Source organism: Flavivirga sp. 57AJ16, assembly GCF_028736925.1.
Classification (GTDB): Bacteria; Bacteroidota; Bacteroidia; order Flavobacteriales; family Flavobacteriaceae; genus Flavivirga.
The window spans coordinates 74,240-87,573 of sequence record NZ_JAQZAT010000007.1; the positions used below are offsets into that span (position 1 = coordinate 74,240).

General features: G+C 29.1%; 17 protein-coding genes. 5 read left to right on the forward strand and 12 right to left on the reverse strand.

Features of this window, described 5'->3' with window-relative positions; translation table 11 throughout:
- Window positions 1–6 precede the first annotated feature (6 nt).
- Entirely contained in the window at window positions 7–849 is an 843-nt protein-coding gene (locus PQO00_RS09250; protein ID WP_274184560.1) for a methylated-DNA--[protein]-cysteine S-methyltransferase, read from the reverse strand.
- A 181-nt stretch (window positions 850–1,030) separates the two neighbouring features.
- Complete coding sequence (locus PQO00_RS09255; protein WP_274184561.1) at window positions 1,031–1,765, reverse strand: SDR family oxidoreductase; 735 nt, start codon at window positions 1,763–1,765, stop codon at window positions 1,031–1,033.
- A 110-nt stretch (window positions 1,766–1,875) separates the two neighbouring features.
- Between PQO00_RS09255 and PQO00_RS09260 the strand changes: the two genes are divergently transcribed.
- The 3 genes from PQO00_RS09260 to PQO00_RS09270 are packed head-to-tail and all read left to right on the forward strand — an operon-like array spanning window position 1,876 to window position 4,418.
- Window positions 1,876–2,451, forward strand: a complete 576-nt coding sequence (locus PQO00_RS09260; RefSeq protein ID WP_274184562.1) for a Crp/Fnr family transcriptional regulator — start codon at window positions 1,876–1,878, stop codon at window positions 2,449–2,451.
- Between the two features lie 52 nt (window positions 2,452–2,503).
- The gene (locus PQO00_RS09265; RefSeq protein ID WP_274184563.1) at window positions 2,504–3,706 is read left to right on the forward strand and encodes an MFS transporter; all 1,203 of its coding nucleotides are present in this window, start codon (window positions 2,504–2,506) and stop codon (window positions 3,704–3,706) included.
- Window positions 3,696–4,418: a GNAT family N-acetyltransferase gene (locus PQO00_RS09270; RefSeq protein WP_274184564.1), complete on the forward strand. Its 723-nt coding sequence runs from the start codon at window positions 3,696–3,698 to the stop codon at window positions 4,416–4,418. Before PQO00_RS09265 ends, PQO00_RS09270 begins: the two co-directional genes overlap by 11 nt.
- Before the next feature lie 36 nt (window positions 4,419–4,454).
- On the opposite strand, the gene PQO00_RS09275 is transcribed toward PQO00_RS09270, so the two are convergent.
- The 6 genes from PQO00_RS09275 to PQO00_RS09300 form a co-directional block, all read right to left on the reverse strand.
- Entirely contained in the window at window positions 4,455–4,913 is a 459-nt protein-coding gene (locus tag PQO00_RS09275; RefSeq protein WP_274184565.1) for a VOC family protein, read from the reverse strand.
- A 13-nt stretch (window positions 4,914–4,926) separates the two neighbouring features.
- Window positions 4,927–5,244: a cupin domain-containing protein gene (locus PQO00_RS09280; protein ID WP_274184566.1), complete on the reverse strand. Its 318-nt coding sequence runs from the start codon at window positions 5,242–5,244 to the stop codon at window positions 4,927–4,929.
- A gap of 11 nt (window positions 5,245–5,255) precedes the next feature.
- Window positions 5,256–5,459: a hypothetical protein gene (locus tag PQO00_RS09285; RefSeq protein ID WP_274184567.1), complete on the reverse strand. Its 204-nt coding sequence runs from the start codon at window positions 5,457–5,459 to the stop codon at window positions 5,256–5,258.
- 83 nt (window positions 5,460–5,542) lie between these two features.
- Window positions 5,543–6,922 carry a hypothetical protein gene (locus PQO00_RS09290; protein WP_274184568.1) on the reverse strand — a complete coding sequence of 460 codons (1,380 nt, stop codon included), beginning with the start codon at window positions 6,920–6,922 and terminating at the stop codon, window positions 5,543–5,545.
- Between the two features lie 77 nt (window positions 6,923–6,999).
- Complete coding sequence (locus PQO00_RS09295) at window positions 7,000–7,782, reverse strand: DUF6597 domain-containing transcriptional factor (RefSeq protein ID WP_274184569.1); 783 nt, start codon at window positions 7,780–7,782, stop codon at window positions 7,000–7,002.
- Window positions 7,783–8,697 (reverse strand): ketopantoate reductase family protein, encoded by a 915-nt coding sequence (locus tag PQO00_RS09300; protein ID WP_274184570.1) that lies wholly within the window; start codon window positions 8,695–8,697, stop codon window positions 7,783–7,785.
- A gap of 229 nt (window positions 8,698–8,926) precedes the next feature.
- Here PQO00_RS09300 and thiE point away from each other — a divergent pair, with 229 nt between their 5' ends.
- Together thiE and PQO00_RS09310 are read left to right on the forward strand one after the other, a co-directional pair.
- Window positions 8,927–9,568, forward strand: a complete 642-nt coding sequence (thiE, locus tag PQO00_RS09305) for a thiamine phosphate synthase (RefSeq protein WP_274184571.1) — start codon at window positions 8,927–8,929, stop codon at window positions 9,566–9,568.
- A 35-nt stretch (window positions 9,569–9,603) separates the two neighbouring features.
- On the forward strand, window positions 9,604–10,182 hold the full coding sequence (locus PQO00_RS09310; RefSeq protein WP_274184572.1) for an RNA polymerase sigma factor: 579 nt from the start codon (window positions 9,604–9,606) through the stop codon (window positions 10,180–10,182).
- A gap of 59 nt (window positions 10,183–10,241) precedes the next feature.
- Here the strand turns inward: PQO00_RS09310 and arsM are convergent, their stop codons facing one another.
- The 4 genes from arsM to PQO00_RS09330 form a co-directional block, all read right to left on the reverse strand.
- The gene (gene arsM / locus PQO00_RS09315; protein ID WP_274184573.1) at window positions 10,242–11,165 is read right to left on the reverse strand and encodes an arsenite methyltransferase; all 924 of its coding nucleotides are present in this window, start codon (window positions 11,163–11,165) and stop codon (window positions 10,242–10,244) included.
- 59 nt (window positions 11,166–11,224) lie between these two features.
- Entirely contained in the window at window positions 11,225–11,773 is a 549-nt protein-coding gene (sigZ, locus tag PQO00_RS09320) for an RNA polymerase sigma factor SigZ (protein ID WP_274184574.1), read from the reverse strand.
- An 88-nt stretch (window positions 11,774–11,861) separates the two neighbouring features.
- On the reverse strand, window positions 11,862–12,332 hold the full coding sequence (locus PQO00_RS09325) for a DinB family protein (protein ID WP_274184575.1): 471 nt from the start codon (window positions 12,330–12,332) through the stop codon (window positions 11,862–11,864).
- Window positions 12,333–12,441: 109 nt separating this feature from the next.
- The gene (locus PQO00_RS09330) at window positions 12,442–13,320 is read right to left on the reverse strand and encodes an RNA polymerase sigma factor (RefSeq protein ID WP_274184576.1); all 879 of its coding nucleotides are present in this window, start codon (window positions 13,318–13,320) and stop codon (window positions 12,442–12,444) included.
- Window positions 13,321–13,334 lie beyond the last annotated feature (14 nt).

A 13,334-nucleotide genomic window follows, 5' to 3' on the forward strand; every position in this document is an offset into this window, starting at 1 on the left:
ATAATCTTATCTACTTAATCTAGCGGCTTCCCAACCAATTATTGCTGATTTTCTTGTAGTTCCCCACATGTATTCACCAATGTTTCCTGTAGCTTGAATAACCCGGTGACAAGGAATTATAAAGGCTATAGGGTTTTTGCCAATCGCTGTGCCTACAGCTCTTGATGCTTTAGGATTATTTATTTGATTTGCAATAGCTCCATAAGTGGTTAAATTGCCCGTTGGAATCTTTAATAATGTCTCCCATATTTTTATTTGAAATGGTGTTCCATTCAGATGTAATTTAATTTCGTTTATTTGGTTCCAGTCATTTTCAAAAATAGATAAAGCCTTTTGCTGATTAAGGTCTGTTATTTCATGATATTTTGCGTTAGGAAACTTTATTTTGATGCTATTAATGGCATCGGTTTTTTTGTTAAAAAAAGACATATGACAAATACCTTTTGATGTAGAGGCAATAATAATTTTTCCAAAAGGAGATTCAGAAAAACTAAAATTTATAGACAGGTTTTCTCCTCCATTTTTAAATTCTCCTGGTGTCATCCCTTCTATATTAATAAATAAATCATGTAAGCGACCGGTGCCTGACAAACCTGTTTCGTAAGCCGTTTCAAAAAGAGTAGCTTGTTGTTCTTTTAACAATTGTTTTGCATACTCAATACTTAAGTATTGCATAAATTTTTTGGGACTTACTCCAGCCCAATTTGTAAATAAACGCTGAAAGTGATAGGGACTTAAATTAACTGTATTTGCAATTTCTGTTAAAGATGGTTGTTCTTTAAAATTTGATTTTAAATATTCAATAGCATTAGCAATGCGCATATAGTTAACATGTTGTGTATTGGACATAATAAATATATTATTCAAACAAAATTATGCTGTTTTAAAGCTTAAAGAAACCCATTTATTGCTTAATCATTAATATTTAGCTTTTTTATTAATTTTCTTTACGAAAGTATTAAAATGAATAAGGGTATTAAGAAAAATTTAATACCCTATATAAGTTTTATAAATTAAATTATTTTATGATTCATATTTGGTAATACATATCGTGAAAAATTTTGGCTAAATTTTCAGGGTCTTCCCTCCAGGCATTGTACATACCTAACCCCATGTCATCAGGTATTATATCCAAAACCCCCATTTCTACTTTATTTAGAATGCTTTTTGCAACATCATTTGGCGATGTCATATCCCAGTCACTTCCTTTGTTCATATCTGTGTCTATAGCACCAGGATTAATAGCATGTACCGTAATCCCTTTTTTAGCAAGTTCTATTCTAACTGATTGAGTTGCTGAAAAAAGAGCGGCTTTTGAAGCGGCATATCCAGCAATAAACGGAAGGGAAGAATATGCCGCAATTGAAACAATGTTTATAATTTTTGCTGGAGTATTTTTTTCTAATATCGGTGCAAAAGCTCGCATCATATTAATAGTTCCATAATAATTAATATTCATGTCATACTTCATGTTATCGATACTTCCTTCTAAAACATTACCTTGGCTTAATACACCAGCATTGTTAATCAATATTTGCGTGTCAAAAGCTTTTTCAGCGCAATGTTCTATTTCAATATCATTAGTAATATCCAGTTTTAAAGGAATAACTCTGTCGTCATTAAAGTTAGGAAGCTTACTTAAGTCCCTTGAAGTCGCATATACTTTTATTGCGCCTTTATTTAATACTTCTTTAACTAATGATTTTCCAATTCCTCTGTTTGTTCCTGTAATAAAAACTACTTTGTCTTTAAAAATTTGCATCATTTAATTTTTTTATTGTTAGAGTACAAATTAAGGTCTATAATGAGTTGTTTAAAACCCAATTCTTGCTGAATTTTAGTTTATAGTTTTATTACTTTTGATAAATTAGTTTTATGAATAATTTAAGGAAACATATTGATAGTATAATTGAAATAGACGAAAAAGATTTGTTGAGTTTTACCTCAAATTTTCAAAAGAAGTCTTATCTCAAAAATGAAAATATTCTATTACCTGGAGAAAAAAATGACTGTCTTATGTATATAAATACTGGTGTAGTTAGAGTGTTTTATACAGATTCAGAGGGTAAGGAAATTACAATTCATATTGGAAGTGAAGATATGTGGGTTAATAATCTATACTATTTCTTTACAAAGAGAGAGTCTATTTTAACTATTCAGGCAATAGAAGAGACTGTAATTTATCAAATTAGAAGGGGAGATCTAGAAAAGGCATATACCAATCAACCTGTAATTGAAACGTTTATAAGGTTGAAGTTGCAGCGAGCTTTTATTTCTCTTCAAGAAAGAACTTTAAATCAAATTACATCTACTGCAGAGGAAAGGTATTTAACTTTTAAACAAAATTACGGAGATATTGAAACTAGAGTTCCTCAATATGTTATTGCTTCCTATCTTAATATAACACCAGAGCATTTAAGCAAAATTCGACACAGGTTATTGAAAAACTGATTTCTTAATCTGGATTAAGATTTAAGATTTTACCCGGTACTATTTTTGTGTAATGCTTACAAGAGATAACAATATTGGGTTTGTTTTTATTATTGCTTCACTAATGGCTTTAGTGTCATTAACTATAAACATGCTTCTTCCAGCATATTCTAATATTAATGATACTTTTAAACCCTCTTCCCCAGATAAAGTTCATTCAGTTGTATCCTTATTATATTTAGGATTAGCTATTGGGCAAATGTTATACGGTCCTTTGTCTGACACTACTGGTAGAAAAAAGGCTATGTATATTGGATTGTTTCTATTTATTATAGGTTGCTTGCAATCTCTTTTTTCGTCTTCATTAAATGAACTTATAATAGGACAAATCATTCAAGGATTAGGTCTAGGAGCTCCTAGAGTTTTAGTACTATCAATTGTACGGGATCAATATGAGGGTAATAAGATGGCTAAAATAATGTCCTATGTTATGATGATTTATATTTTGGTACCTGTTATTTCACCTACGTTAGGAAAATCACTTTTATTAATTATGAATTGGAAATGGCTTTATCTCTTTTTTATAGTATTAACGCTAATAGTACTAATTGTATTCGCCTTTAAAATGCCAGAAACATTACAGAAGCCTAATAGAGTTTTCTTTTCTATCACTAGAATTTTAAAAGCAGCTATAATAATAATTAAAAATAAAGAATCTTGTGGGTTTATATTTATTTTGGGTCTTTATTCTAGCGTGTTTATTGGTATTCTAAATTTATCACAAAAGATTTTTGAATTTGATTATAACCTAGGAAATAAATATACCCTGTATTTTGCATTATTAGCCTTGAGTATTGGATTGGCATCATTTTTTAATGGAAGATGGGTTGATAGGTATAGTATGAAATCATTGGTTCATAAAAGTATATATATAAGTATAATAGCGTCTGTTTTTCATTTAATTTACAGTTTAAAATATGCTCAAGGAGAACAAATTGGTCTAAACGTGTTTTTTGGAGTATTATTAATTCAATTTTTCTGTTATGGAATATTAATTGGAAATATTAGTGCATTAGCATTAAAACCATTAGGTCATGTTGCTGGACTAGCATCATCTTTAGTTGGTGCAATTTCTACAATAATATCTGTTCCGGTTTCTCTTTTAATAGGCTACTATTATCTTAAGTATAATAATAACACACTTCCAGTAAGTTTTTTATTGGCTGGAAGTTTTTCATTGATAATAATTAAAACAATAAATAAGTATGAAAAGTAAAGTATTTAATAACCTTTTTGAATTTTGGGGGTTTGTTGCTGATAAGAATCAGTTTTTATTTAAGAATAATCAGTATTATTATTCACTGCCTAAAAATGGATCTTGGCCAAAAACTATATTTAAAATTGATTCTAAATCGATTAATTTAAATAAGCTTAAAAGTAAAATTACGATAGATGAAATTCCAAACTCTATATGTGTTCCTGACGATTACTTTCTAGAATTAATACTCAAAGATTCTAATTTCTATTTAAAATCTGAAGTAAAAGCAATGGTTCTTGATGCTCAATCAATTGCTAATAAAAATGAAAATTTTGAATCTGTTCAAAGAGTGAAAACAGATAAAGAAGTAAAATTATTTTCTAAAATAGCTTCGAAATCCTTTAGATACAACATACCATTTGAGATTTTTAAGAATTTAATTAAATATAGCAATACAATAGAACTATATATACAGAAATACAAAAATGAGTATGTGAGCTGTGGGCTTATATTTATCGATGAATTAGGAAATGTTGGTTTACATATGATTGGAACATTAGAAAATTACAGAGGTTTTGGCCTTGGTAAAATAATGACTAATAAACTTTTATTTGAGGCTAAAAAATATTCAAGTAATCATATAGTTTTAGTAGCTTCTGAATCAGGTGAGAAAATATATAGTAAAATTGGTTTTCAAACATATGGTGTTTTAAAAACATTTGCCTTATAATAAAAATAACAATAACCAAGGTTTGATTTTTAATATTTAACCTTGGTTATTTGTTTTTTGAGCACTGATAATTAATCCATATCCATCTGGATCTAAAATGTGTACTCCATTTTTTTTCCAATATGGGTTTTTAGGTTTGATTATTTTTATGTTATTAATCTTGATATTTTGCATTATTTTTTGAAAAACCTCTTCAGTACTTGGATAAAAAACTAAAAGATCATCATCATCAAATTCATGATTAACTGGTTCTTTTGTCGATGTAAATTCTAAATGCCAATCAGAGCTTGGTAATCCTAAAAACACACCATCATAACCATCATGATTCTTGAAAGAACCTAAATTTTCAAACCCTATAACATTTATATAAAAGGCTTCTATTTCAGATAAGTTGTTTGTATGTCTAGCTACTCTAAAAGTCATGTTTTGATTGTTGTTATTACAAGATAATATTATTTGGCTAAAAGCTATAATGATTAAAATCTGTAGTTTCATTAAATTAAATAATTTAAAGATAATCTTCTCTTGGTGGGTTAAAAAAATCAATTACTTCCCCTTCTTCAAGAATTTCAAGTGTATGTTGTGTATTACCCGGAATCGAATAAGTATCTCCTTTTTCTAAAATTTCATCATAGGAACCAAACTGAAGTCTATATTTACCAGAAATAACATAGCCGCTTTGCTCATGAGGATGCTCATGATAAGGGACATTATTATGTTTTTTATATAACATTTTTGTAACCATAGATTTTTCGCCTATGGCTAATAATTCAAATTTTACGCCTAAAAACTCTCGTATTTGGGCATCTTTTTTTTTAACTATCATAAGTTTTGTGTTTATTTTTTTACTTTACTTAATTTTATACTCCAACTTAATAATAAATTAGTGGTAGCTCCAAATATTAAAATATTGAGAACATCATTGTGATAGTTTGTACCATCTAATTCTTTAGAAATCCAAATAATAATTATTGCCCAAATTAAAGTGTTAATTATTTGTACTATTATTTGTTTTGATATTGTTTGTTTGTCTTTGTTCATAATTAAAGCATATTTGTTGTATTAATAATAGATGAGTTTCAGTTTGCTTCTTTTTTAATATTGTTTTCTGTAGAACACCATGTTTACAAACAGTTTACATTATCATCTTTCTGTATAGATGTTCCTGTTAATTCTAAATCACAAACCTCTTGAGGGATCGTTGTTAAATTGTTGTTCATTAAATTCAAACTCTGAAGCGTATTTAGACTCCCCATTTCTGAAGGAATTGATGAGATTTGATTGTCACTTAAATTTATAGATATAATGTTTTGTAATAAACCAATATTGGGATGGATACTGGTTATAAGATTACTATCTAACCGTAAAATAATCAAGCTATTTAAACTACCAACAGATGCTGGAATTGAATTAATTTGATTGTTATTGAAGTATGTCACTTCAAGATTACTTAAGTTCCCAATTGTTTCGGGTAAACTAGTTAGTTGGTTGTATTCTAAATGTAATTGCTCTAAACTTGTCATATTACCTATTTCTGTTGGCAACTGAACTAAATTATTGTCACTTAAATCTAGTTTCCATACTTGATTTAAATTACCTATTTCGGGAGGTAAGTCAGATATATTATTAAATGCAAAATTAATATTGGCAAGATTTGTAAGGTTGCCAATTTCTGAAGGGATATTAGTTAGATTATTTTGAGATACATTAAACATTATCAATTCATCACTAAGGTTGCCAATACTAGTAGGAAGGCTAGATATTTGGTTATTACCCAGGCTTAAAGCTTCTAAACTTGTTAGATTTTCAAGTATTTCCGGATAATTTCCAAGATTATTATCATCTATATTTAATACCTTTAATTTCGTTAAATTTCCAAACGTATCTGGTAAATTATTTATTTGGTTAAAGTATATAAATAACTTTTCTAAAGCAGTCAATCCTCCAAATTCAGAAGGTATATTTTCAATATTCTTAAAATGTAAATCTAATTCCGTTACTCTATCATTAACGATTGTTACACCAGTCCAATTACTCATATTATTAGAGCTTAAATCCCAATCTAATGTATTATTTGGATTAGCATTGTAAAAAATTTCGAGTATTTCTCTATCTGTCAATGGTTCTAAAACAGTTGTTTCTAATGTGTAAATCCGTTTTGATGAATTTTCTGCCGTAACTGTATAAGTAATGTTTGAATTTAAATCTATACTTAATTCAGATTCTGGATCTACCGAAGCTAAATTAGAAATAGTAATAGAGGGCTTTAGTGAGTTTATTGAAGTATTTGCTGGAAAAGTGGCACTTATCGTTTGGTTTTCTTGATCTATACTGGCAATAACGTCTTGTGAAAGTTCATCATTGAGAATTGCAGTAAAAACAAACTCGGTAATAAAATTATCACTACTTAATATTGTTGTACTATTATTATCATCTGAATCACAACTTGAAAGAATAAGTAGGATGCATAAAATACAGTTTTTGGCTATTTTTTTTATTTTCATAATTTAGTTTTCTTTTAAGACATCTGAATAGACATTTTTGTGACATCTTTTTTAAGAAAGTAAATGTTTGAAAATCTTTAACTAGTAGGCAGCATTTGCAATAAGTTTTTAGGTGTATAACCAGACCATCTTTTTACTTCCTTAATAAAGTGATTTTGGTCATAAAAGCCGTAATAAAAAAAATCTGGTATAAATCTGGTTCTTTGAATATGCTTAATAGCCAACCTGCAACGAATCATTGATTGTACTTGTTTGGGCGATAATCCTGCATACTGCATAGATATGCGCTGAAGGTGTCTTTGACTTATTTGAAGGGCTTTGGCCATCTTAATAGACGATGTTGAAAAGTTTTTACCTTGAATTATTAGATTTATAAATTGTGTCCACAATGCTTGTCCTTTACTATCTTGTTCATCAGAAAATTTTTCAATTTGTTTGTTAAAAGAATTGATAAATATAGCAGGCTGGACGTCTTCAAAAAAAGGTGTTAACCAATTATAATGAGGTAAAATGTCGTCCTGTAAAATAATTTTGTTGGTTAATATATTCGTTTCTTCTTTGAAAATAGGACGTGTACTTCCAAATTGAAAGGTCACTCCAAAAGCCAGATTTCCTTCGGGGTGTAAATATTCTGCAAAATTGGTTCTTGGCCCTAGAATGCGTGTGTCTTTTATAACTAGTAATCCCGACTGATTGTCTTTAACAGTATATGGTGATCCAAGTGTAAACACCCAGTTCACATAAGGATAGGCAAAAATATATTCCGTTACTCCATGTTGCCCTTTTGTGCTTAAATCAAGTAGCCAATAATAGCGTATCATATGGCGTAAATGTTCTGGTGGAGAAAATATTTGATACATCTATCTATTTAATTCTGATTTTATTTTAACCAACTCCCCAAGTAACTTTGTTTCTTGGACTTGTGCTTCAAGGTTCATTTGTTTAGCAATTCTTATAACTTCCAAATTGAGAGTGTCTATTTCAGTTTCCCTTTTATTTTGAATGTCTTGCCATGTTGAAATGAATTGACCATCGGACATTTTGCTGATGAAAATTATCTGATCCTCGATTTCTTTAGCTTCTAAAGTAATCCCTTTTTTCTTTGAGATGAGTACACATTCCTTAATGATTCTCTTGGCTAGAGAAAAGACTCCTGTATTTCTGTAAAAAACCCCATTATCAACTTCCAATAAGGGACATATGGAATTGAATACGCAATTAGCAATGGCCTTTTTCCATATAATTTTATCGATTTGTTTTTCAGCAATAAATCTGAATTCAGGTGTATCCATTTCCTTTACAATTGCTTCTAAAACTGTAATGTTCTGTCTGATTATACCAATGGGAGATTCCGCTACAGGTTTATAACTAACTTCATTTTTTGAAATATTTTGGCAAGTTGTAAAAAGAACACATCTATAGATTTCATTAAAACCATGTTCAATAAATGGTATTTCTATACCTAAACCATTCTGCAAGATAACAATTGGAGTATTGAAAATTTTATCCTTCAGTTTTTTAACAAGTTTTCTATTGCCAAAGGATTTATTTGTAAGCACTACCAGACCATTAAATTTGGTAAAGTTACTTAAAGAATTAAACCTTACATTCGCTGTTAAATTTTGTCCTGATTTAAGTGTCAGCGTTAGCATTTCGCTATACAAACTACCATCGTCAACACTTCCTCGAATAAGCTGAACGTTTTTTCCGTGTCTTGTCAAGCAAACAGCCAATGTTTTACCAATGGCCCCAGCACCAATTATGTATATATTCATTTATTTTAAATCTATCAAAACAACAAATTACGGTAAATCGTACTATTTTAAATAGTATAAGTTAGACATATTCATTTTGTGTCCATCTTGTACTATCTTATTAAAAGCTATTGAATCACTTTTGTTCAAAAAACGAATGGACAAAAAAGAAACTATTTTCAGCCAATTAAAAATAGCAATATATGTTGAGTAGTAAATCTTTATTAGGTAATGCTTAACCAGATAAGTTATGATAAAAAAAAGAATATCCAGAATTCATCATATCACTCAAAATATGAACAATAAAACCCATCAGCAGTTGGCACTCGAAGCCTGTGAAGCTGGTGTTGATTTAGTACAGCTTCGACTTAAAGATATGGAAAGGGCGGAAATGCTTGATATCGCATTGAAAACGCAAAAAATTTGTAAACATTTTGATGCTACTTTAATCATTAACGATTATCTAGATATTGCAATTGAAATTGATGCGGATGGTGTTCATCTAGGTAATAAGGATGTGGACCATAAGATTGCTAGAAAAGAGTTTGGGATTAACAAAATTATTGGAGCAACTGCCTATAATGAGGAAGAAGTCCAGTTTCATCAATCAAATGGAATTGCAGATTATATTGGATTGGGAACTTTTCGTAAAACAAATACAAAACCTGAAATTGAGAATTTTTTATCCTTACAGCAGATTAAGGATTTGATAGATACACAGAGGCAAACTTTTGAAAAGCCAATCCCGCTCTTGGTTATTGGTGGTATTAAATTAGAAGATATAAATCCATTGATTTCTGCAGGTGTCTATGGTATTGCTATAGCCTCTCTAATCAATGAAAGTAAAAATAAACCAAAAACAGTAAATACTATTCGAGCTAATTTTTGTTAAAAATTTACGGTATAGAAAAAATCTAATGTTACTAAATGAAAGTATTTCTAAAAAGCTATCCAGATTTACTACTTCCTTATTCCATTTCAATTTTAGGTTCTTATGATGACGCAATGGATGTTATTCAAGATGTTATTTTAGCTTTTATACAAAAGGACAGAAGCCTTATAATAAATTATAAAAACTATTTAATAAAAAGTACAATTAATAAGTCAATCTCTTTTAAACAAAAGTTCAATAGAAATCGATTTCAAAATATAGAGGAAATTAATACATTAGTTGAAAATGGTGATTCGTCAGATTTTAATTTAATCAAAAAAGACAATTTTATACACTCTCCACTAATTGCTCAATTAGAAAGGATAAATAAAGTTGATAGAGCTATTTTTATTTTAAAATATGGGTTTGATTATAGCCATAAAGAAATTGCAAATCTTATAAAAATTGATGAGCAAAATTCACGCAAAATTTTAAGTAGAACAACACAAAAATTTGTAAAAATTAATACCATTAGCAATTCAAATATTACATTTAATAAAGATCTGCTTAATAAAATTAGCAAGAACGAAATGTTAGAAATAGAATTTTCATTATTGGAAGGTGCTGCTTTGTAAAATATTAAAGAAGTAGAGCCATAGAGAGTAATAAAAACTAACTATGGCTCATTTAATAGTTAACAACACCCAGTTTCTGTACTAGATTCCGTTCCGCAACAACTTATTTTTTCAGATGTGGTATTTTCTTCGCTTCCACAACATCCACTATCTGTTGTTTCACAACAGCTGCCTTCTTCCAATTTGTCTGCATAGATTGTTATACTATAAATCCCAGAACCCGATTGTTTAAAATTGCCCAATTCTTGTTGATTTAGGTATTTTAATAACAAATCGTCGGGCAAGTCTATTTTTCGTTCTTTTTTAATTTGAATGTTTTTGAAACCTGCCGATTTGATAATTCCCAAATACTTACCTTTTTCACTGGCACCTGATACGCATCCGGCATGCATTTCCGCTGCTTCTAAAATCCCTTTGGGAAGAGACCCAACATAAACAATATCTGAAATACTAAAATGTCCACCAGTTTTTAAAGTCCTGAAAACTTCGTTAAATGCTTTAGCTTTGTTTTGAACAAGGTTCATAACACAGTTGCTTATAACTACGTCTGCTGTGGAACTTGAAATATTTTGCATATCCTCGATTTCGCCTAATACAAATTCTACATTTTTATAACCTAGTTTTTGATTGTTTTTCAAAGCCTTTATAACCATTTCCGGGGTCATATCAATACCAATTACCTTTCCAGTTTCACCAACTATTCTTCGAGCAATAAAGGCATCATTTCCTGCACCAGAACCAAGGTCGATAACTGTGTCGCCTTTATTAATGTTTGCAATTTCTGTTGGAAGTCCACAACCCAAGGATAAGTCCGAATCTTTATCATAGCCTTCTATGTTTTCGTAGTTTACAGCCATTGAAGAGCTAAATTCGTCTGTAGTACAACATGCAACATCTGTTGAACAGCAACCTACTTGAATGTTGCCTTTTGCAATGTTTCCATAGGTTTTTTTGATTTCTTCTTTAATTGTTTCTGTTTTCATTTTTTTGAAATTTAATTGTTTACCTAAACACGTAGAACAATTAAAAAAGACGCAAAAAATTAATCACAACTACAATTATTATCTTCTATGTCTATCAAGTTTCCATAACTGTCGCTTGGAAAATTGCAGCAGGCTAGTATGAGTTCTTTCAGTTTTTCTTTACCTCTCTGAACTCTTGATTTTGCACCTGAATAGGAAATATTAAGCTGTTCCGCCAAATCTTTTTGACTTATATTATCAAATTCCGATTTGGTCAAAGCCACTTGATATTTTTCAGGAAGCTGTTTAATAAAAGGTTTAATACAACAATCTGCAATAGTAGTGTTTAAAGATTTAATTTCGTTTTCAGAAATAAAAGAAGAATCGTTTTTAAATACAGCTTTTTGGGCAGATTTTCTAAAATGGTCTATTGTGGTGTTTCGGGCAATACCATAAATATATTGTTGTACACTTTTAGCTTGTTTTATTTTGTCTGCATTATCTATTATTTTAATAAATACGTCCTGTAAAATATCATTGGTTATGTCTTCATCTTTAACTTTCTTTAGGATGAAAATTTTAAGTTCATCATTAAAGTCTTTCCATATTTCTTTTACTATTTTGTTCATTTTAAATTAAAAAATTATGTTTCAATAGTAAGACGAAATAATTTAAAGAAGGACGCAAACTACTTTTTATAACCTTCTATTATAAAATTTAGTCCCAAATTAAGGGCCTTTCAACTTGTAATATTCTTAAATAAGATAACATTTGCCCACAATGAACAGCCTCATGATAAGCTATTCTATTTAAATAGTCACCCAGTATTTTCTTTTGTCCAACTTCAGTTCGTTTAATAATGATAGACTCAAAATCTTCAGTATTAAAATTTTTAATCATATTCATAAATGATTCTCTGTATGGTTTTGCAAACTCTAGTTCTTTTTCAATACTCTTATAGGGTAAGTCTTTCCATGGCGTTTCATAATCTCCAAGATTTCCTCTTTTTTCTATTATTTTGTGAAATAAATGTTCACCTTCAAGAACATGTCTTACCATTTCAATAATACTCATTGCTGTATCGTCTGGTTTCCAATGGTAATTATTTGGGGAAATATTTTCCCAAATTTTTTCGCTTCGTCTCCTAGTTTCTTTAAAATTCCATATTAAAATTTCGTTTGTGGTCATATTTAATATGTTTATTAATCTATGGTAAAGGAAATTCAAATAATTTATAATGTTTTTAATATACTTTCTTCTGATAAATTAAAAAGTTTAGCATTATTTTTTATGCTTATTAGCTAAAATTAAAAGTTTCTTTTACAATATTTGATGAAAGCATTTTTTTTATTGATTCTAAATTTTCGGGACTTTTTAGAAATGGGTGCTCTTGGTAAATTTTTTGATATTCTGATATTAATTCACCTTGGTAAGTTTCTACTTTTTTAACTATTACTTTATTGATATTACTAATGACATTTTTTTGAAAATAAAGATTGACAGGATCCACAAACCCCATTTTTATAAATCCGGCCGTTTTTCTAGCACAACGGCAAGGATTTTTTTTGTTTATCAGCCCACATTTATCATCCATAAAGTTGTAAAGTTGTTTTTTAGCTCTATGTAGTTTTACTCGGAAATTTTCTTTAGAAATTTCCATTATTTGACTTCCAATATTATCATTAAATTCAAATAATTCACCAATAATAAAAATCATTCTTTGTTCTCTATCAAGACACAAAAGCATTCCTTTCATGCAACTTATTTTAGCTTCTTTAACTAAAATCTTGTTTTCTGCCTCCCAAGAATTACCTGAAAAAGATTCATTAGGAATTTTGTCAAGACCTTCTCCAAATTCATTAAAAGAGATAGCTTTAGCTTCATACTTCCCTCTTTTCATATTTAAGAAATGATTTTTGACAATGCGATATAACCAAGTTCTAAAATCACTTTCTTTTTTAAATAAACTTAATTTTGTTATAAGTTTAATTAAAACCTCTTGGGTAATATCGGCTGCTTCGTTATGGTCACTTACCATAGCAATAGCTATATTATAAATCCAATTTTGATGTTTTTTTATTAAATTTTCTAGAGCAATTTTATTACCATTTAAAACTTGGTCAATAAGTATATTGTCTTCTGTTTTTAAATTATTATTTTCAAATGTCCTATTCATTATTAATATTATAA

Excerpts from the sequence above, each read along its gene's own strand:
- PQO00_RS09255 (WP_274184561.1), bottom strand. The coding sequence starts at position 1,765 with ATGATGCAAATTTTTAAAGACAAAGTAGTTTTTATTACAGGAACAAAC.
- PQO00_RS09295 (WP_274184569.1), bottom strand. The coding sequence starts at position 7,782 with ATGTATCAAATATTTTCTCCACCAGAACATTTACGCCATATGATACGC.
- PQO00_RS09300 (WP_274184570.1), bottom strand. The coding sequence starts at position 8,697 with ATGAATATATACATAATTGGTGCTGGGGCCATTGGTAAAACATTGGCT.
- PQO00_RS09330 (WP_274184576.1), bottom strand. The coding sequence starts at position 13,320 with ATGAATAGGACATTTGAAAATAATAATTTAAAAACAGAAGACAATATA.
- PQO00_RS09260 (WP_274184562.1), top strand. The coding sequence starts at position 1,876 with ATGAATAATTTAAGGAAACATATTGATAGTATAATTGAAATAGACGAA.
- PQO00_RS09275 (WP_274184565.1), bottom strand. The coding sequence starts at position 4,913 with ATGAAACTACAGATTTTAATCATTATAGCTTTTAGCCAAATAATATTA.
- PQO00_RS09280 (WP_274184566.1), bottom strand. The coding sequence starts at position 5,244 with ATGATAGTTAAAAAAAAAGATGCCCAAATACGAGAGTTTTTAGGCGTA.
- PQO00_RS09285 (WP_274184567.1), bottom strand. The coding sequence starts at position 5,459 with ATGAACAAAGACAAACAAACAATATCAAAACAAATAATAGTACAAATA.
- thiE (WP_274184571.1), top strand. The coding sequence starts at position 8,927 with ATGATAAAAAAAAGAATATCCAGAATTCATCATATCACTCAAAATATG.
- PQO00_RS09265 (WP_274184563.1), top strand. The coding sequence starts at position 2,504 with ATGCTTACAAGAGATAACAATATTGGGTTTGTTTTTATTATTGCTTCA.
- PQO00_RS09250 (WP_274184560.1), bottom strand. The coding sequence starts at position 849 with ATGTCCAATACACAACATGTTAACTATATGCGCATTGCTAATGCTATT.
- sigZ (WP_274184574.1), bottom strand. The coding sequence starts at position 11,773 with ATGAACAAAATAGTAAAAGAAATATGGAAAGACTTTAATGATGAACTT.
- arsM (WP_274184573.1), bottom strand. The coding sequence starts at position 11,165 with ATGAAAACAGAAACAATTAAAGAAGAAATCAAAAAAACCTATGGAAAC.
- PQO00_RS09290 (WP_274184568.1), bottom strand. The coding sequence starts at position 6,922 with ATGAAAATAAAAAAAATAGCCAAAAACTGTATTTTATGCATCCTACTT.
- PQO00_RS09325 (WP_274184575.1), bottom strand. The coding sequence starts at position 12,332 with ATGACCACAAACGAAATTTTAATATGGAATTTTAAAGAAACTAGGAGA.
- PQO00_RS09310 (WP_274184572.1), top strand. The coding sequence starts at position 9,604 with ATGAAAGTATTTCTAAAAAGCTATCCAGATTTACTACTTCCTTATTCC.
- PQO00_RS09270 (WP_274184564.1), top strand. The coding sequence starts at position 3,696 with ATGAAAAGTAAAGTATTTAATAACCTTTTTGAATTTTGGGGGTTTGTT.